The sequence below is a fragment of the Rhizobium sp. AN80A genome (assembly GCF_030053015.1).
GTDB classification, from domain to species: Bacteria; Pseudomonadota; Alphaproteobacteria; order Rhizobiales; family Rhizobiaceae; genus Rhizobium; species Rhizobium metallidurans.
This window is the reverse complement of record NZ_JASJPX010000003.1, coordinates 702,956-721,563: the sequence shown is the minus strand read 5'-3', so window position 1 is coordinate 721,563 and position 18,608 is coordinate 702,956. Positions and strand designations below refer to the sequence as shown.

Here is an 18,608-nt window from a genome sequence, read left to right as displayed (position 1 = left end):
AGTCCTCAGTAGGTCTTGAAGGATGCGATCGAGCGGGTGATCAGGCGATCGATATCGGCAGGATTGTCATGCTCGACGACGTAGTGCCTGGTCTTGGTGCCCTTCAGCGCCGCGACGAGCTTCGCCCAATCGAGCGTGCCATGGCCGACATCCGCCCAGCCGTCCTCGTTCTTGTTTTCGCCAGCTGGCGCGATGTCCTTGACGTGCGCCGAGGTGATGCGCGAACCGAGCTTCTCGATCCATGCGAAAGGATCTGCGCCGCCGCGAACGACCCAGGCGATATCCGCTTCCCACGAAATGTCTGGCGCGCCTTCGAAGATGCGCTCGATCGGCAGCGAACCGTCTGAAAGCTTGACGAATTCGAAGTCGTGATTGTGCCAGCCGAACTCGTAGCCCGCATCCTTGTAGGGCTTGCTCATTTCCTGCAGGCGCTTGCCGAAGGCCAGCCAGCCGGCGCCATCGGTCGGACGTTCATCGGCGGCAAGATGCGGTGCGTAGATGGAATCCATGCCGAGGATCTTGGCGATGTTCAAAGACTTCTGCACTTCGCCATCGAGGAAATCGGGGCTGAAGTGACCGCTCGCCATCGTGAGACCGTTCTTGTCGAGTTCGGCACGCAGGCCCTTGAGGCCGGCATCGTCGAGATCGGCATAGATACCGCCGAAGCCTTCGACTTCCTGATAGCCGGCCTTGCCGAGCTTTTCGAAGATCGCCGAATAGGGCTGGAAGTTGCGGGCGCTATAAAGCTGGAAGCTCAGTTTCGTCATAGTATCCTCCTTGGGCCTCGTGCCCATTCATTTCAATCAGGATCAATCCACGGACTGGCAGGACTGCAGGTCGTAGAAACGGAAGTCCGGCAAAGCGCCATCAGCAAGCGGCGCGGCCGGGGTGAAGGTGATGCGGCGCGTCTCGCCCGCCGCCAGATCGAAGGCATTGTCGGAATACTTGCCGTCGGCCTCGGTCTCGATCATCACGAAGAGCGCAAGTCCCTTGGCGGTGACGTTGAGGCAGACAGAGCCGTCCTCCTCGACATATTCGTGCGTGACCATCAGGCCCGCGGGCTCGAGCTCCAGCGCCTTGTAGGTGCCATCAACGTAATGCCCCTCGCCGCCCATGCCGTTCGACGCCGTGAAGCGCCAGGCGAGCAGCGTACCCGAGGGGATCTCGGAGACCTCGATGCTGGCAGCCGTCACCGCCGCGTCAGGGCTGCAGACCGCCTGCACATCCTTGAGGTGCTTGCGCTCGCCCTTCATGTCGATGATCGAGATCGACAGGTCGATACTGACGTCGGCAAGCGTGTCGTTGACCAGCGAGAAGCGGATCTGCTTGCCGTCGTCGGACGGAATGGCGGCGACCGCGACCGGTTGGAAGAAGCGCTTGACCAGATAGTGCATCGCCTTCCAGCGACCGCCGTAATCGAGGCTCGACCACGAGGCCACCGGCCATGTGTCGTTGAGCTGCCAGTAGATCGTGCCCATGCAGTGCGGCTTCAGCGACCGCCAGTATTCCACCGCCGTCTTGATCGCGAGACCCTGCTGGATCTGGCTGAGATAGACGAAGTTCGGGAAATCCTTCGGGAAGCGGAAATAGCGGAACATCGTGCCGGCGATGCGCTCGTTGCCGCCGGCGTTCTTCTGGTGAAGCTCCATGACCGGCGACGCGACGTTCATGTCCTTGGCCTCGGCATAGGTCCTGATGACGGGCAGCGAGGTATAGGACTGGAAGCCGAACTCCGAGCAGAAGCGCGGGCGCACCGAGCGATAATTGTCGAACGACTTGTTCTCGTGCCAGACGGACCAGTAGTGCATGTCGCCGGAACCGTCGGCATGCCAGGCATCGCCGAAATCGAGATAGCCCGACGCCGGGCTCGACGGCCACCAGATCGCATCCGGCGCCGCCTTCTTCATCGCCTGCTCGATCACCCGGTTGAGGCGGTCGTAGGAGACGAGATAGCGGTCGCGGTCCTTGCGCGATTCCTCGAACCAGGTGAGCGCGCCCACCAGCTCGTTATCGCCGCACCAGAGCGCGATCGACGGATGCGAGTTCAGCCGGCGAACCTGGTAGTCGACTTCGAGCGCGACATTGTCGAGGAAGTCCTCGGTCGAGGGATAGAGGTTGCAGGCGAACATGAAGTCCTGCCAGACCATGAGGCCGAGACGGTCGCAGAGGTCGTAGAAATGATCGTGCTCGTAGAACCCGCCGCCCCAGACGCGGATCATGTTCATGTTGGCGGACTTGGCCGATTGCAGCAGGTCCTCGGTCTTCTCGGGCGAAGACAACGAAAACAGCGCGTCGGCGGGAATCCAGTTGGCGCCGCGGCAGAAGATCTCGCGACCGTTGACCTTCATCGCGAAGCGGGCGCCGGCGGCATCAGGCGTGGTGATGAGCTCGACCGTGCGCAGACCGATCTGCTTGGTGACGGCATCGGAAGGCAGATCGACGGTCAGCGCATAAAGCGCCTGCTCGCCGCTTCCCGCCGGCCACCAGAGGCGCGGCTTGGCGATCTCGAACACATGGTTGACGACGGTCTCGCCAGCGCTGACGCCGACATCGAGACGCACCCGCTCGCCATCGAGCGAGAAATGCACGGGAACGATGCCGGGGTTCTTGGCAAACAGCGTCGCCGAGACCTTGAGATCGACGGAACCGTCGAGATTATGCACCTGTTGGGTGGTGACATGCTCGATGCGGGCGGTGTCGAGCCGACGCAGCGCGATCGTGCCGTAAAGCCCGAGCGGCGCGATCGCGATGTTCCAGTCCCAGCCGAAATGGCACTGCGGCTTGCGCAGCATGTTGCCGTTGGGGATCGGCGAATTGCCGGTCGAATAGGGAATGTAGAAAGGCTGCTTGCCCTGCCGGTCGGCGCCCGCCGCGATGCTCGAATGCAGCACGATGCGGATGACGTTCTCGCCGGATTTCAGATGACTGCTGACATCCGGGCGATAGCGGCGGAAGCTGTTGTCGGCGACAAGCGCCGGCGAGCCGTTGATGAAGACCGCAGCCACGGTGTCGAGATAATCGATATCGAGATACCAGTCGCCATCGGGCTCGGAGACCGTGAAGCTGCGCTCGATCGACCAGTCGCGATGCGCCACCCACTGCACGACCTCTTCGTTGCGGCCGAAATAGGGATCGGGGATGAGCCTGGCGGCATGCAGCGCCGAATGCACGTCGCCGGGAAGCGTGATCGGCGCGGTGATTTCACCATCCGTGGAGGTGAGCTTCCACGAGCCTGAGAGGTCGAGGTTGAACCCGTTGGTGGGCAAGGATGTCATAGCACTGTCCGATCAGGCCGCTCTTGGGAGAACCCGTCACCGGGCTGCGGCCGAATGTGGTATTGGAAGAACGGGCGGAACCGCTTGGGACGGCGCCGCCCGCAGCGTAGTCGTCTAGAGGCGCAGTTCCGTCTCGGCGTCGAAGATCGACGCCAGCGACATGTCGAAGCCGAGCTTGACGGCGGTGCCAGGATTGAAGCGGCGGGCGCCGTTGATGCGCACCGACATCGTATGTCCGGCATGCTTCAGCCACAGCAGGTTGTCGGCGCCCATCGGCTCCTCGATATCGACGGTCGCGTCGTGCACCTCGGCGCCGAGGTTCTCGTTGACCTTGATGTGCTCCGGCCGCACGCCGAGCGTCACTTTGCGGCCCGCCTGCAGCGGCCCGCTCGCCTCATAGGCATCGACGTTGAAATCGACACCGTTGGCGGTGAACACGGTGGCATCGCCCCGCTTGGCGATCTCGCCGCGCAGGAAGTTCATCGACGGCGAGCCGATGAAGCCGGCGACGAACAGGCTGCCCGGCTTGTTGTAGATCGTCGTCGGATCGGCAAGCTGCTGGATCTCGCCGTTCTTCATGATCGCGATGCGGTCGGCGAGCGTCAGCGCCTCGATCTGGTCGTGTGTGACGTAGATCATCGTGTTCTTCAGCGACTGGTGCAGCCGCTTGATCTCGACGCGCAGCTCCGAACGCAGCTTGGCGTCGAGGTTGGAGAGCGGCTCGTCGAACAGGAACACATCGACATCGCGCACCAAGGCACGGCCGATCGCCACGCGCTGCCGCTGGCCGCCGGATAGTTCCGCCGGCTTGCGCTTCAGGAGCGGCTGGATCTGCAGGATCTCCGAGGCGCGGGCCACGCGCTTCTCGATATCGGCCTGCGGAATCTTGGCCACCTGCAGGCCGAAAGAGAGGTTTTTCTCCACGGTCATCTGCGGATAGAGCGCGTAGGACTGGAACACCATGCCGATGCCGCGGTCCTTGGGTTCTTCCCAGGTGACGTTCCGGCCCTTGATGTGGATCTGTCCCTCGCTGATGTCGAGCAGGCCGGCAATGCAGTTGAGCAGGGTCGACTTGCCGCAGCCGGAAGAGCCGAGCAGCACCAGGAACTCGCCGTCATTGATCTCGAGGTTGAGATCCTTGAGCACGCTGACGGCGCCGAAGTTCAGCGAAAGGTCTTTGATGGAAACGCTTGAATTCATGGATCAGCCTTTCACTGCGCCTGCGGCGATACCGCGGACGAACAGACGTCCCGACACGAAATACACGATGAGCGGCACCAGACCCGTCAGGATCGTTGCGGCCATGTTGACGTTGTATTCCTTCACGCCCTGGACGGAATTGACGATGTTGTTGAGCTGCACGGTCATCGGATAGTATTCCGGCCGGGTGAAGACGACGCCGAACAGGAAGTCGTTCCAGATGCCGGTGACCTGCAGGATCATGGCGACGACGAAGATCGGCAGCGACATCGGCACCATGATCTTCAGAAAGATCTGCCAGAAGCCGGCGCCATCGACGCGGGCGGCCTTGAACAGCTCCTGCGGCAGCGATGCGAAATAGTTGCGGAAGAGCAGCGTCAGGATCGGCATGCCGAAGATCGAGTGCACGATGATCAGCCCCGTCAGCGTGCCGTAGATCCCCATTTCCCTGAGCACGATGACGATGGGATAGATCATCACCTGGTAGGGAATGAAGGCGCCGATGACGAGGATCGAGAAGAACAGTTCCGATCCCTTGAAGCGCCAGTTGGCGAGCGCATAGCCGTTGACCGACGCAATCGCGATCGAGACGATGACGGATGGTACTGTGATCCGGACCGAGTTCCAGAACCCGCGCGAGAGACCGTCGCAGTTGAGGCCCGTGCAGGCTGTCGCCCAGGCCTTCACCCAAGGCTCGAAGGTGATTTCCATCGGCGGCGAGAAGATGTTGCCCATGCGGATTTCGGGCATCCCCTTCAGCGACGTGACGATCATCACGTAGAGCGGCAGCAGGTAGTAGGCGGCGGCGACGAACAGCGTGCCGTAGAGCATGATGTTGCGTGGCGAGAGCACCCGCTTCGGCTTCGAACCATTCGGTCCGTCGAAGGACTTGACCGGCGAAAGGGCGACCTCGGCGGTCTTGAGAGCGATGGTATCAGGCACGTTTACGCCCTCCCCCGAATTCCAGATAAGCCCATGGAATGATGATGATCGCGACCGTGATCAGCATCATGGTCGAGGCGGCGAAGCCCTGCCCCAGGTTCTGCGCCTGGAACATGTAGTCGTAGACATACTTGGCCGGCACTTCCGACGAGATACCGGGTCCGCCGGACGTCTGCGCCACCACGAGGTCGTAGACCTTGACGATGCCGGAGGCGATGATGACGAGCGTGGTGATGAAGACGGGACGCATCATCGGGATGACGATGAAGAGATAGGTCTTCCACATCGGAATGCCGTCCACACGCGAGGCCTTCCAGATGTCCTCGTCGATCCCGCGCAGGCCGGCGAGCATCAGGCACATGACGAGGCCCGTTCCCTGCCAGAGCGCTGCGATCAGCACGCCGTAGATCACGATGCTCGGCGTATAGAGCGGATCGAAGGTGAAGCTCGTCCAGCCGAGCGAACGCACCACCGACTGCACGCCGAATTCCGGATTGAGCACCCATTGCCAGACAAGGCCGGTGACGATGAAGGACAGCGCGAAGGGATAGAGAAAGATCGTCCGGAACGCATTCTCGAACCGGATCTTCTGATCCATCAGCGCGGCCAGCGTAAAGCCGATCACCAGGCTGAAGATCAGGGAAAAGATGCCGTAAAGGGCGAGGTTCTCGATGGACACGATCCATCGCGGCGCGGCCCAGAGCCGCTTGTACTGGTCGAAACCAACGAAGCTCATCCTTGGCAGGAGCTTCGAGTTGGTGAAGGAATAGAACACCGTCCAGAGCGTTCCGCCGAGAAAGATGACCACGGCGGTAAGGATCATCGGGATGGATGCGATTTTGGAATTCAGATTGCGCAGCAACTGATTTGGCCGGCCGGCTTTCGCTGGACCCGTCATTGTGTTTCCTCCTGACACGCACTTGCTTCTGTGACCGAGAGCAGCGGCCGTTGCCGGACACCGCTCCCGTCTCTTGCCCCGGATGGTTCCAGCCGCATTCTCGCGGCGGGAACGCATCGGGAAAGCACTGCCGCGAGCCCGCCGCCATCAGCGGCTAGGGCACATCCGGCTCTCCGTTCCTGGGCGGAAAGCCGGATCGCGGCAGCACGAGCAGACGATCAGTCGGCGGAGCCGATGATTTCAGCGAAACGCTTCTGCGCGTCTTCAGGCGTCATCGAGGCATTGGAGAAGAACTCCGAGAAGAGGTCTTCCTTCTGCTTCTGGCTGTCGGCCGAAAGCAGCTGGTCGGTGCCTTCGACCACATTGCCCTTGGCAAGGATGTCGAGACCCTTCTTCATGCAGTCGTTGGCGGCCGCGAGATCGACGTCACCGCGAACCGGCAGCGAGCCCTTCTTCAGGTTGAAGGCAACCTGGGTCTTGGGATCGAGAAGCGTCTTGGCGAGAACGTCCTGGGCCTTCGTCTTTTCAGCATCCTTGAGCACCGGGAAGTAGAACGCATCACCACCGGTGGAGATGATTTCGTTCACGCCCAGCCCCGGAAGGCAGGTGTAATCGGTACCGGCCTTCTGGCCAGCCAGAGCGAATTCGCCCTGCGCCCAGTCACCCATGATCTGACCGCCGGCCTTGCCGGTGATGACGAGGTTGGTTGCCTGGTTCCAATCCTGGACATTGCTGCCCTTGGACATCTTGCGGGCGTCGTCGGCCGCCTTGAAGACCTTGGCGATCTCCGGACCGGCCGCGGTATCCGCATCCTTGTCCTTGAACACCTTCAGGAACGTGTCCTTGCCGGCGATCGCCACCATCAGCGTATCGAAGGCGCCTGCAGCCTGCCACGGCTGGCCGCCGACGGCGAGCGGCACGATGCCGGCCTTTTCAAGCGCAGGAGCCGCCGCGACGAATTCATTCCAGTTCTTCGGCACTTCGATGCCGGCCTTCTTGAAGGCGGCATTGGAAAGCCACAGCCACTGCCAGGAATGGATGTTCACAGGTGCGCAATAGATCTTGCCGTCGATCGTGCAGCTGTCGAGCAGGCTCGCGGGACGGACGATGTCCTTCCAGCGCTCGGCGGTCGCGACATCGGTCAGGTCGCGCATCAGGCCGGACTGCACCAGTTCCTCGGCTTGGCGGCCGTGGTTGAACTGGGTGGCGCCCATCGGATCGCCGCCTGTGATACGGCTGACCATGATCGGACGCGCCGTACCGCCGGAACCGGCGATAGCGCCGTCGACCCACTTGTTGCCGGTCGCGTCGAATGCCTTGGCGAGTTCCGCCACGGCGGCGGCTTCGCCACCCGAGGTCCACCAGTGCGTGACTTCGAGATCGGTGGCCTGTGCCGCACCGAGCGGCAGGGCGACGGATGCGCACAGCGCTGCCGCCATCAAACGAATATTCATGAGTTCTCCTCCCTCACTGAAACGTTGCCGGAAAAACTTAGTTCAATCGATATTGCCGCGCAACAGCCACCCCTTAAAATTTTCTTTTCGACCCTGCTTTGCTACCATTGCCTGTCTTTAAAGACCCTTTCCCGCAAGGCGCCGCAAGACCAACATCCGGCGATGTGCAATCGCACACACGCGCTATCACAATGTTTAATAACGATATATTCTACTGGTATCGTCACATGACTTCCGATTTTCGTTCGCAAGTGCAAAAAATTCGTGCAAAAACCATCGATTCAACCATTGAGAGCACGAGAGCCGGAACGATCGGAAAAATCGCTCGACATTTCTACTGCAACGTTACAGATTTTAAGGCCCGTGGGAGGGAACGACATTTGTGTATTCGTGCTTACAGCGCTGCGAAAAGCATCTATAAGCGAACCAAATCGCGTAGGACGGCCTAGAGGGATGAAAAACAAAGCGAATTTCGGGGCGACGGTGACCGAGCCATCTCGGGAGAGACCGACACTGAAGACGATTGCCTTCATGACCGGCCTCGGCATCACCACGGTTTCCCGAGCATTGAAGGATGCGCCCGATATCGGCGCGGAGACCAAGGAACGCGTGCGCATGGTGGCCAGCCAGCTCGGCTACCAGCCGAACCGCGCCGGCGTGCGTCTCAGGACCGGCAAGACCAACGTCATCGCTCTGGTTCTCAGCATCGACGAGGAGATCATGGGCTTCTCGAGCCAGCTGGTCTTCGGCATCTCCGAGGTGCTGACCGGCACGCCCTACCACATCGTCGTCACCCCCCACTCGCACAGCAAGGACCCGATGCTGCCCGTCCGCTACATCCTGGAGACAGGTTCGGCCGACGGCGTCATCATCTCCCGCATCGAGCCCGACGATCCCCGTGTGCGGCTGCTTAGCGAGCGCAACATGCCCTTCGCGACGCACGGACGCACCGATGCCGGGCTGATGCATCCCTTCCACGATTTCGACAACGAGGCTTTTGCCCACCAGGCGGTCGCCAAACTGGTCGCGCGCGGCCGCAGGCGCATCGCCCTCCTACAGCCTCCGAGCAAGCTCACCTATTACACGCACACCCGCATCGGCTTCCAGACAGGCCTCCACGACTATGGCGCCGAGGAAGTGCCGCTGCGCGTCACCATCGACACGCCACTGGACGAGATCCGCAACGCCGTCGAAACCATGATGCGCTCAGGCAACGCGCCCGATGGCATCGTCTGTCTCGCCGGCAGCGCCGCCATCGCCGTCAACGCCGGCATCGAAGCCGCCGGCAAGCGCCTCGGCCGGGACGTCGACATGGCCTCGAAGGAATCGGCTCCGATCCTCAACTGGATCCGTCCGGAGATCATCACCGCCTATGAAGACGTCCGCCATGCCGGGCGCGAGATGGCCAAGGCCGTCATCGCCCGCATCGACGGCGTCGAGCCCGAGTTGCTGCAGAGCATCAGCCAGCCCGTGTGGAAGGCGTAAGCCAGGCATTACTGGGTGGCGGCCCGCCCGTATCGACGCACCACATCAAGCAAAACAGCCGGGCATGGACCCGGCTGTTTTGCGTCAAGTCACGTCTTGTCCGCCGTTTAGAACGTCGCGGCGCCACTGCCCCACGGACCGTGGTGGAAGTCCTTGCCGTCGAGACGATCGAAGCCGTGGGCGCCGAAGAAGTCGCGCTGTGCCTGGATCAGGTTGGCGGTGCCGCGGCCCTGGCGGTAAGCGTCGAAGTAGGTGAGCGCCGAGGTGAGCGCCGGAACCGGCAGACCGGCCTGAAGAGCCGCACCAACGACGCGGCGAAGCGCCGGCAGCGATTCCTTGACCATATCCGAGAAGGCGGGCGTCACGATCAGGTTGGCCGCATCCGGCGCCTTGGTGAAGGCGGAGGTGATCTCGTCGAGGAACTGCGAGCGGATGATGCAGCCGTCACGCCAGATCCTGGCAATGGTTGGCATCGGCAGCGACCACTTGAACTCGCGCGAGGCTTCCGCCATCACCGCGAAGCCCTGTGCGTAGGCGCCGATCTTGGCGGCGAAGAGCGCCAGTTCCAGATCCTTGACGAGTTCGGGGCCGTAGGCGACCGGGAATTTGTACTCCGGCTTGCCGAAGATCGTCTCGGCGGCTTCGCGCTCGGTCTTCATCGACGACAGGCTGCGGGCGGCAACAGCCGCTTCGATCGCCGTTGCCGGAATGCCCATGTTTTGCGCTTCGATCGCCGACCACTTGCCGGTGCCCTTCTGGCCGGCCTTGTCGAGGATCATGTCCACCATCGCGCCGCCGGAGATCGGATCGGTGGCGGCCAGCACCTTCTCGGAGATCTCGATGAGATAGGAGTTCAGGCGGCCCTTGTTCCAGTCGCCGAAGATGCCGGAGATTTCCTTGGCGTTCTTGCCGAGGCCGTCGCGCAGGATGCCGTAGATTTCGGCGATCATCTGCATGTCGGCATATTCGATGCCATTGTGGATCGTCTTGACGAAGTGGCCGGCGCCGTCATTGCCGAGCCAGGCAACACAGGGGTCACCCTTGTACTTGGCGGCGATCGAGGTCAACACCGGCTCGACGCGCTTCCAGCTATCCTCCGTGCCGCCGACCATGATCGACGGGCCGTGGCGCGCACCTTCCTCGCCACCGGAAACACCCATGCCGATGAAGGTCAGGTCGGTGTCCTTGAGGCGGTCGAAGCGGGCGATCGTGTCGCGGAAGTTGGCGTTGCCGGCATCGATCATGATGTCGCCCTTGGAGAGATGCGGACGCAGCAGCTCCATCTGCTGATCGACCGGCTCACCGGCCTTGATCATGATGATGATCGGGCGTGGCGGGCGGATCGCTTCGACGAACTCCTCGATCGTCTTGCATGGAATGATCTGCTTCTTCAGATCGCCGGCGCTCTCGTAGAACTCGTCGGTCTTGTCGGGCGTACGGTTGAACACCGCAATCTTGTTGCCCTTTTCCGCGATGTTCAGAGCGAGGTTGGAACCCATGACCGCAAGGCCGATCAGCCCGATTTCTGCCTTTTCCACGTTAACTCTCCGGTTAGAGCATGTCGCGCAAAAGTGTGAAGCGGCTTTGCGACAACGACATGCGGTAAAACAAAGATCTAGAGCGCAACGGGTGAATCTGGAAGATCGCGAGGCGCTTTAGTCAAATTGGACCGGTGTTGTGGCACTCTCTGGCTCATCCGGCAAGTTCGATCCGCCCCGGATCGGTCGCGTATTGTTTCTGTCGCGAGCCGAACCCATATTGCCGACGAGGCCGCTCGCTCGGTGGCTTTGATGCCGCTGGCATCGTTGCGACAGTGAGACAGGTCGGAAAACGACGTTAAGCCGCCCACGAACAGCGAAGGAGGAGCAAGCCCATGGCGACAATGCCGGCAAGAATCATTCATCGGTCGATCGAGCGAAACTGGCGGGACGTCTGGGCCTTCGCCGGCGCGCCCGAGAATATGCCGCTCTGGGCGTCTGGCCTCGCCTCCGGCCTTGAAAAAAGCGGCGACGACTGGATTGCCAAGGGTGTGCTTGGAACCGTGCGTGTCAGCTTCGCCCCGCATAACGAGTTCGGCGTTCTCGACCACACCGTCACGATCGCCAACGGCTTGCGCGTCTACAACGCACTCAGGATCATCACGAATGGCGACGGCTGCGAGGTGATGTTCACTTTGCTGCGGCTGCCGGATATGACCGACGAGCAGTTCGAGGCCGACGCGGCGCATGTGGCGCGCGATCTCGAGGCGCTGAAGAAGCTGATGGAAATCTAGAGGGGGGGACCGATGACATCAACGAAAACCGAGCTCCGCATCGACTATGTCGAATTCAACGTCGCCGATATCGAGCGCTCCAAGGCGTTCTACGGCAAGGCTTTCGGCTGGCGCTTCACCGACTATGGGCCCAGTTACTGCGAATTCGACGACGGACGTCTGAAGGGCGGCTTCACCAACGTCGAGGCACCTCGCCCCGGCGGCCCTCTCGTCATCCTCTATGCCGACGACCTGTCGGCGGCCTTGCAGGCGGTTGAAGGCGCCGGCGGCAAGATCGTTCGCCCGATCTTCGGCTTTCCGGGCGGCAGCCGTTTTCATTTCGCCGATCCCGATGGATACGAACTGGCGGTCTGGACGAAGGCCTGATCAGGCGGCGAGATTGGCCGCCGACGATCCGGCATCCTGCGAGACGACCAGCGCACCGATGATATAGCCGGACAGAATCACGCAGCGGCGACATGCGATATCGCGTTCTCTGCACGACGTTGTCCTCGCGCCGTTCATAGGTGTGATCGCATGTTTCGCCCGCGAAACAAGCGTCGAGCATCCCCTTCATGCAATCCACGAACCGCTTCTCGCCGAGAACCTCCTTCACATGCCGCCCGACCATCTCGAACGGCTTGCGCTTGGCGTAGGCGGAACTGGCGGCATTGGCGTAGAGGTAGCGATAGTCCTTGGTCAGCACCGCCACCCGATCCGGCAGCGATTCGAGGATAGCCGAGTTCAGGAAATTGCCGTTGTCGGTGTTGGGCACGTAGGCCGCGGGCGCGGACACGCGTTCGCGATCCATGCGCTCCAGCGGCGGCATCTGCCAGCGCGGCACCGTCGAACCCAGATACTGCTCCATCATGTAGGAGAGTAGCTTCACATGCTCGCGCACCGATCTCGCTGTCTTCGGCATACTGATCGATCAGGCAGCCGACGAACTGCATCTGCATGTGCGCATAGAACAGATTGGTGGCGCGGTATCCGAGAATCGTTTCGATAAGCGCGTCGATCGACCCGTCGAGGCTGCTCACCCGCGCATCGTCACCAAGCCTTATAGCCTCATCAATTTGCGAACACCGCAACGAGAATGCCTGAAAAAGCCCGAGCACCACGCCTCCCATGCCCATTCAGTGAGGGAATTGCTATGTTATACCGGATCATGAGCAGGCGACCATCGCCCCCTCATCCCGACTGTCAGAAATCGGTAACATGACGTCACTTCATGTTCAATGATGAAGACATCCTGTTTTTCAATGACAAGATGTAATGGCCGGCATTCTAGATCAGCTGGCGCTTGATCTCCCACCGGTCATGATACCAGAGCCACTGTTCCGGATATTCACGGACCCAGCTTTCCACCTTGTCGTTGAGCAGCTGCGCCGTGGCTGTCAGGTCGAGATTGCCGTTCGCATCGCGCGGCAATTCCACCTTCGGCTCGATTTCCAGCCGGTAGCGGTTGCCGGGGAGACGGATGCAGCGGGCCGGGTAGACCTCGCAGTTGAACTGGCGCACCAGCTTTCCGAGCAACGGATTGGTCTTCACCGGCCGGCCGAAGAATTCGGTCTTCAATCCGCGCCCGAATTTCTGGTCGACAAGCACGCCGACCCCCTGCTCCGCTTCCAGCTGGCGGGCGAGCGCGAAGGACGATCCGGCATGCGACGGCACCAGCTTGCCCATGCGCGCGCTGCGGAAATCGAACACCTTCTGCGCCACGTAGGGATTGTTTGGCGGCCGGAAGAGAACGCTGACATAGAGCCCGAAGGCGGCGCCCGCCACGGGCAGCAGCTCGAAATTGCCGGTGTGCCCGGTAAAGACGATGAAGGGACGCGGGTTTTCCAGAAGATCGAGGAAGATCGGGATGCCCGACACCTCCACCCTGCCCGGCTCGCTCTTCTCGGGATCGAAATCGAACAGACGGTCGAGAAACACGTATTCCGCCGCAAGCCGGCCCATATTGGCCCAGCTGCCAAGCGCGATCTGGTTGATCTCCTCGTCACTCTTTTCAGGAAAGGCGTTGCGAAGATTGGCCAGAATCAGCTTGTGGCGCTTCATCTTCGGGCCGATCTTGCGCATCAGCCAGTCGATGAAGTTGATCGCTCCGTCGGCCGGAAAGATCTTCAGGAAGTTCAGGAAGCCGAACATCACCTGCGCGATCAGCCACTGGCGAAAATGGTCCAGTTTCAGGACGATCCGGGTAATGAACAGCTCCAAGGGATCAATCCATCTTCAGGATGATCTTGCCGAAGATCTGGCGCGATTCCATGCGCTCGAGCGCCCGGTCGATATCGTCGAAGCCGACCTCGGTGTCGATGACGGGATGCACGAGACCGCGCCCCATCTTCTGCATGGCGTCGGCCATGTTTTCCATGCGGCAGCCGAAGGAGCCGAGCAGCTTCAGTTGCTGTTGGAACAACATCATCAGGTTCATGTCGGTGGACACGCCCGATGTCGAGCCGCAGGTGACGAGGCGCCCGCCGCGCTTCAGGCAGAGCATCGAGCCCGCCCAGGTATCCTTGCCCACATGTTCGAAGACGACGTCGACGCCCTTCTTCTTGGTGAGCTTGCGCACCACGCCCTCGAAACGGTCGGTGCGGTAGTTGATGACGTGATCGGCGCCGAGCGCCTTGGCCTTCTCGATCTTGTCGTCGGAGCCGACTGTCGTGATGACGGTACAGCCGATCTTCTTGGCAAGCTGGATCGCAGCCGTGCCGATACCGGAGCCGCCGGCATGCACGAGGATCGTTTCGCCCGGCTCAAGCTTGGCGTTGTCGAACAGCATATGCTCGACAGTACCGAAGGTAACCGGTGCAACGGCCGCACCGACGGCATCGACGCCGGGAGGTGCGGGAACCAGCAGGCGAGCCGGAAGGTTGACCTTCTCCTGCGCGAAGCCGTCGAGATGGAAGCCGTGAACGCCCGAGACGTGTTCGCAGAGATTGTCGCGACCCTCGCGGCACGGACGGCAGAGACCACAGGTGCGCGCGCCGTAGACGGCGACCAGCTGGCCCGGAAGCACGTTGGACACGCCAGGACCGATCGCCTCGACGACACCGGATGCTTCCGCACCGATGACGAGCGGCATCTTGCGCTTGGCGAACGCCATGCCGCGCCAGCCCCAGACATCGATATGGTTGAGCGCGACCGCCTTGACGCGCAGCGTCACTTCGCCGGCGCCGGGCGCATCGGGTTCAGGCAGATCGGTGATCTCGAGCTTGCGGTCGTCGATCAGTTGCAGAGCGCGCATAATGGATTTTCCTTTGGTCAGATACCTCATTCCTGTGCTCGTCACAGGAGATCCAGCCACGCGAAGTCTTTCGCGTGAAAAGACTCGTCCGCGCTGCGGACGCAGCGCTGCTGGATCCCTGTGACAAGCACAGGGATGAGGAGCAAGGCGGTTCTCTAAGCCGGTTCCAGCGCCATGACAAGGCTGGCGTTCTGGCCGCCGAAGCCGAAGGAGTTGGAAAGCACGGCATTCACCTGCGCATCCCGCTTCACATTCGGCACCACGTCGAGAACGATGGCCGGATCCGGGTTGGTGTAGTTGATGGTCGGCGGCAGCGTGCCGGTGCGCATCGTCTGCAGCGAGAACACCGCTTCCACGGCACCAGCCGCCGTCAGCGTATGGCCGATCATCGACTTGTTCGACGACAGCGGGATGGAGGCCATGCGGTCGCCGAAGACAGCAAGCATCGAGCCATATTCCATCTTGTCGTTTTCGGGCGTCGACGTGCCGTGGGCATTGATGTAGCCGATATCACCTTCGTCCATGCCGGCATCGGCAAGAGCTGCGCGGATCGTCGCGATCGCCGGGCCGCCATCCGGCGAAGACCGGGTACGGTGGAAGCTGTCGGCCTTTTCGCCGGCGCCCTTCATGATGCCAAGCACCTTGGCGCCGCGCGCAATCGCCGATTCCAGCGATTCCAGCACCAGCGTCGCCGCACCTTCGGCGATGACGAAGCCGTCGCGATCCTTGCTGAACGGCTTGGAGGCCTTGGTCGGGTTGTCGTTCTGCGTCGACAGCGCCGAGAGCAGCGAGAAGCGGATCAGCGCCTCGGCGCTCACCGAGCCATCGGTCGCAACAGCAAGCGCACGGTTCGTGCGACCCTGGCGGATCGCCTCGATGCCGAGCTGGATCGCGGTCGCGCCCGAGGCACAGGCCGTCGACAGCGTCACCGGAAGACCGCGCGTACCGAAACGATCGGCCAGACGCTCCGAGATCGCGCCGAACAGCGCCGCCTCGTGGAACGCCGGATCGGGACGCTGGCGCATCGCCGTCAGGAAGCGGTCGTAGGCGTCGCCCGGCTGCGAGGGCGGCGGCGAACGATCGCCGAGTTCGAAGCGGGCAATCCACTCCGGCTCGATCGGCGGTGCTGCGAGAAACAGCGGACCGTTGAAATCGCCGGATATGTCGGCGTCGGCCAGTGCCTCGATCGTCGTCTCGCGCGCGAATGCGTAAGAGCGCTCGACGGCGTTCGGTGCCGGAACGTCGATGAAATCGACGGTGCCGGCGATGCGCGTCGAAAGACCGTCGGTCGGGAAGCGATTGATGTCGTGGATACCGGACTTGCCCGATATCAGCGCCGACCAGTTGTCCTTGAGGCCCTGCCCCAGCGAGGTCATGATGCCGACGCCGGTCACAGCCACGATCGGGCGGCCGAGATGATCCTTGTAAGCTTGATCCGTCATGTGCCTGCTCCTCACGCGTCCGCCGACAGAACGGCGACGCCTTCGCCACGCTGATGCCCGACCGTCGTGACGACAGCGGCCTTCGTGCCTGATGTCATTGCTTTTTCATGGGCGCCGTCGAATGCCGGAACCTTGGCCTCGCCGTCGATGGCAAGGGCGGCCAGCGCCAGCCCGAGGGTGAAATGCGCCTCCAGCCCATGGCCGGTCACGCCGCCGAAACCACGAATGGCAGCGCCCGGCAGCTGATGCTCCAGAACCGCCTTCTCGCGCGAGGCGAGCTCGGGCATGCCCGAGGAGCCGGAAAAGATCGCCGTGCTTTCAGCCGCCAGGCCCCGGGCCGGCTCGAGCAGCCGCTCGAGGCGCTTTTCGAGATTGCCGGCGCCGCGATTGCCGCGATCGCCCTCGATGGAGGAGATCGTCGAATAGATATGGGCACCGCGCGCTTCGGCATGCGCCCGCGATTCGAGCACCAGGAACGCACCGAGCGAGCCGCTGGTGATGCCGCCATCCTTGCGCGACCACAAGGGCTGCCAGTCGCCGCGCGAATGCGAGCCGATCGCCTCGAAGAGCAGAACCATGTCGAGACGCTCGGCCGAAAACGCGCCGCCAACCAGCGCATGCGAGGATCGCCCGACTTGATGCGGTAGAACGCGGTCTCGACGGCGGAGATGCCGGCCGATTCCTCACCCATGAAGGTGCGCGAGGAGCCGGTGACCTTGTGGACGATCGAGATATTGCCGGCGAGCAGGTTGGAGAGCTGCGCCAGGAAGAGCGTCGGACGAAGCTCGGTCGTGAGCTTCTCGTTCAAGAGAACTTCGCGGTCGTTGCGCTTCAGTCCTTCATCGACGATCAGCGTATCGACATTGATGTCGCGCTCGCCGCCGCCGGCCGCCACGATCATGTCCATCGTGCCGCAGGCTTCGACATTGTCCTTGAGGCCGGCGTCGTCGAGCGCAAGGCCCGCCGCGAACACGCCGATGCGCTGCCAGTTTTCCATCTGCCGCTGATCGCCGCGCTTGGCGATCTGCAGCGACCAGTCCACCTCGGGCAGCGGATGGATCGGATAGGGCTTGAACTTCTCGGTCTCGACAACCGTCTTCGGCGCGTCGGCTGCGTTGAGCAGCGCGATATGCGGCTCTTTGCCGACGCCCTGACAGGTTACGATACCGACGCCCGTGATGACGACATCATTCTGAGCCTTGCTCATCCATTCACTCCCTGCGCGGCGATTGCATCCATCAGGCCGATTTCGCTGGCGCGTTTCTTGACGATGTCACCAAGCGGTATTTCGCTGAAAGGCATGGTGCGCAGCTTCAGCTGCGCGTCGCATACCTTCTTGCCGCCACTGGTGATCTTCGCCTTGGTGACCGCGAAGCCCGAGCCGTCGTGCTCCAGAAACGCCTCGATATCGAGGACCGCCTCCGGTTCGACGAAAGTGCGCATCTTCGCGCCGTCGACCGACATCAGGAACGGCATCGCCGCGAAATCGGTCGCCGCCAACACCAGCATGCCGGATGCCTGCGCCATGGTTTCAATGAGAAGCACGCCCGGGACAAGGGGCATGCCGGGAAAATGACCTTCGAACACCGGGCTCTTGGCCGGCACGACGGAACGTGCCTTGAGTGTCTTGGTCTGAAGGTCGACCGCCTCGACGCGATCGATCATCTGGAAGTATTCCAGGAGCATCGGATCCTCCGGCCGCACAGGCAACATGCCGTCGGCTAGAGCGCCGTGCGTACGGATGGACGCACAAAGGACGCTCTATCATTTTCTAATCGACAGGACCGAGCCTTGCGAAAATCGGAGCCGATTTCGCAAAGCGCGACCCTGTGGGCCTACTTAGTAACAAAACCGCCCGGCCGCCATGGTGAATGGCGACAGGGCGGAGAAAAAAATTGTGCGTATCGATCAGGCCTTGGCGGCGCGCAGTTCGTCGATCTTGGCGCAGAGGTTCTTCAGCACGAAGTATTCCGACGTGGAGACCTTGCCCTCGTTGACTTCCTGCGTCCACTTTTCGAGCGGGATCTTGATGCCGAATTCCTTGTCGATGGCGAACACGATATCGAGGAAGTCGAGGCTGTCGATACCGAGGTCGTCGATCGTATGGCTTTCCGGCGTGATCGTGTCACGATCGATCTCGCTGGTTTCTGCAATGATGTCGGCAACTTTATCGAATGTAGCGGTCACGCCTGTACCTCTTGGAAATGATAGTTTTCCCCCTCATAGGCAAATCCATTTCAAAAGCCAATGCTTTCGTCCAGCCCGACGCGCAATTTGCGACGGCACTGTTGCTTAAACAGCATGGAAGGAAAGGCAGCCGGCAACCGTTTCCGCGACCTTTCGTCCCGCTCGGCTGGTGACGACGACCCTCGTGTCGACTTGCCCCATCATGTCGAAGAACCGCGCGG

At 61.7% G+C, this 18,608-nt stretch carries 15 protein-coding genes and 2 pseudogenes; 3 read left to right on the top strand and 14 right to left on the bottom strand.

Going from position 1 to position 18,608, the window contains the following annotated elements:
- Positions 1-5: 5 nt before the first annotated feature.
- The 6 genes from P3R82_RS15085 to P3R82_RS15060 form a co-directional block, all read right to left on the bottom strand.
- Complete coding sequence (locus P3R82_RS15085) at positions 6-767, bottom strand: sugar phosphate isomerase/epimerase (RefSeq protein ID WP_283194426.1); 762 nt, start codon at positions 765-767, stop codon at positions 6-8.
- A gap of 42 nt (positions 768-809) precedes the next feature.
- On the bottom strand, positions 810-3,275 hold the full coding sequence (locus P3R82_RS15080; protein WP_283194425.1) for a glycoside hydrolase family 2 protein: 2,466 nt from the start codon (positions 3,273-3,275) through the stop codon (positions 810-812).
- Between the two features lie 114 nt (positions 3,276-3,389).
- Positions 3,390-4,475, bottom strand: a complete 1,086-nt coding sequence (locus P3R82_RS15075; protein WP_283194424.1) for an ABC transporter ATP-binding protein — start codon at positions 4,473-4,475, stop codon at positions 3,390-3,392.
- Between the two features lie 3 nt (positions 4,476-4,478).
- Positions 4,479-5,405, bottom strand: coding sequence for a carbohydrate ABC transporter permease (locus tag P3R82_RS15070; RefSeq protein ID WP_283196351.1), 927 nt, complete (start codon positions 5,403-5,405; stop codon positions 4,479-4,481).
- Positions 5,406-5,409: 4 nt separating this feature from the next.
- On the bottom strand, positions 5,410-6,315 hold the full coding sequence (locus P3R82_RS15065) for a sugar ABC transporter permease (protein ID WP_183898958.1): 906 nt from the start codon (positions 6,313-6,315) through the stop codon (positions 5,410-5,412).
- Positions 6,316-6,533: 218 nt separating this feature from the next.
- Positions 6,534-7,769 (bottom strand): ABC transporter substrate-binding protein, encoded by a 1,236-nt coding sequence (locus P3R82_RS15060; protein ID WP_283194423.1) that lies wholly within the window; start codon positions 7,767-7,769, stop codon positions 6,534-6,536.
- 453 nt (positions 7,770-8,222) lie between these two features.
- Here P3R82_RS15060 and P3R82_RS15055 point away from each other — a divergent pair, with 453 nt between their 5' ends.
- Positions 8,223-9,254, top strand: coding sequence for a LacI family transcriptional regulator (locus P3R82_RS15055; protein WP_183898960.1), 1,032 nt, complete (start codon positions 8,223-8,225; stop codon positions 9,252-9,254).
- A 107-nt stretch (positions 9,255-9,361) separates the two neighbouring features.
- Here P3R82_RS15055 and gndA read toward each other — a convergent pair whose 3' ends face one another.
- The gene (gene gndA, locus P3R82_RS15050; RefSeq protein ID WP_283194422.1) at positions 9,362-10,792 is read right to left on the bottom strand and encodes an NADP-dependent phosphogluconate dehydrogenase; all 1,431 of its coding nucleotides are present in this window, start codon (positions 10,790-10,792) and stop codon (positions 9,362-9,364) included.
- A 335-nt stretch (positions 10,793-11,127) separates the two neighbouring features.
- Between gndA and P3R82_RS15045 the strand changes: the two genes are divergently transcribed.
- Positions 11,128-11,526 carry an SRPBCC family protein gene (locus P3R82_RS15045; protein WP_283194421.1) on the top strand — a complete coding sequence of 133 codons (399 nt, stop codon included), beginning with the start codon at positions 11,128-11,130 and terminating at the stop codon, positions 11,524-11,526.
- Between the two features lie 12 nt (positions 11,527-11,538).
- Entirely contained in the window at positions 11,539-11,892 is a 354-nt protein-coding gene (locus P3R82_RS15040; RefSeq protein ID WP_283194420.1) for a VOC family protein, read from the top strand.
- On the opposite strand, the pseudogene P3R82_RS15035 reads toward P3R82_RS15040, so the two are convergent.
- From P3R82_RS15035 to P3R82_RS15005, 7 genes and pseudogenes are all read right to left on the bottom strand, one after another.
- Positions 11,893-12,623: pseudogene (locus tag P3R82_RS15035) on the bottom strand (PAS domain-containing protein).
- Between the two features lie 169 nt (positions 12,624-12,792).
- Positions 12,793-13,725: a lipid A biosynthesis lauroyl acyltransferase gene (locus P3R82_RS15030; protein ID WP_283194419.1), complete on the bottom strand. Its 933-nt coding sequence runs from the start codon at positions 13,723-13,725 to the stop codon at positions 12,793-12,795.
- Positions 13,726-13,729: 4 nt separating this feature from the next.
- A complete protein-coding gene (locus P3R82_RS15025; protein ID WP_018900646.1) occupies positions 13,730-14,758 on the bottom strand; it encodes a zinc-binding dehydrogenase in 1,029 nt (342 codons plus the stop codon).
- A gap of 155 nt (positions 14,759-14,913) precedes the next feature.
- Positions 14,914-16,200 (bottom strand): beta-ketoacyl-ACP synthase, encoded by a 1,287-nt coding sequence (locus P3R82_RS15020; RefSeq protein ID WP_047505454.1) that lies wholly within the window; start codon positions 16,198-16,200, stop codon positions 14,914-14,916.
- Positions 16,201-16,211: 11 nt separating this feature from the next.
- A pseudogene (locus P3R82_RS15015) lies at positions 16,212-17,407 on the bottom strand (beta-ketoacyl-ACP synthase).
- Positions 17,404-17,886, bottom strand: a complete 483-nt coding sequence (locus P3R82_RS15010; protein WP_026283376.1) for a 3-hydroxyacyl-ACP dehydratase FabZ family protein — start codon at positions 17,884-17,886, stop codon at positions 17,404-17,406. Before P3R82_RS15010 ends, P3R82_RS15015 begins: the two are co-directional and overlap by 4 nt.
- 222 nt (positions 17,887-18,108) lie before the next feature.
- The gene (locus tag P3R82_RS15005; RefSeq protein WP_018900650.1) at positions 18,109-18,387 is read right to left on the bottom strand and encodes an acyl carrier protein; all 279 of its coding nucleotides are present in this window, start codon (positions 18,385-18,387) and stop codon (positions 18,109-18,111) included.
- Between the last annotated feature and the right edge of the window lie 221 nt (positions 18,388-18,608).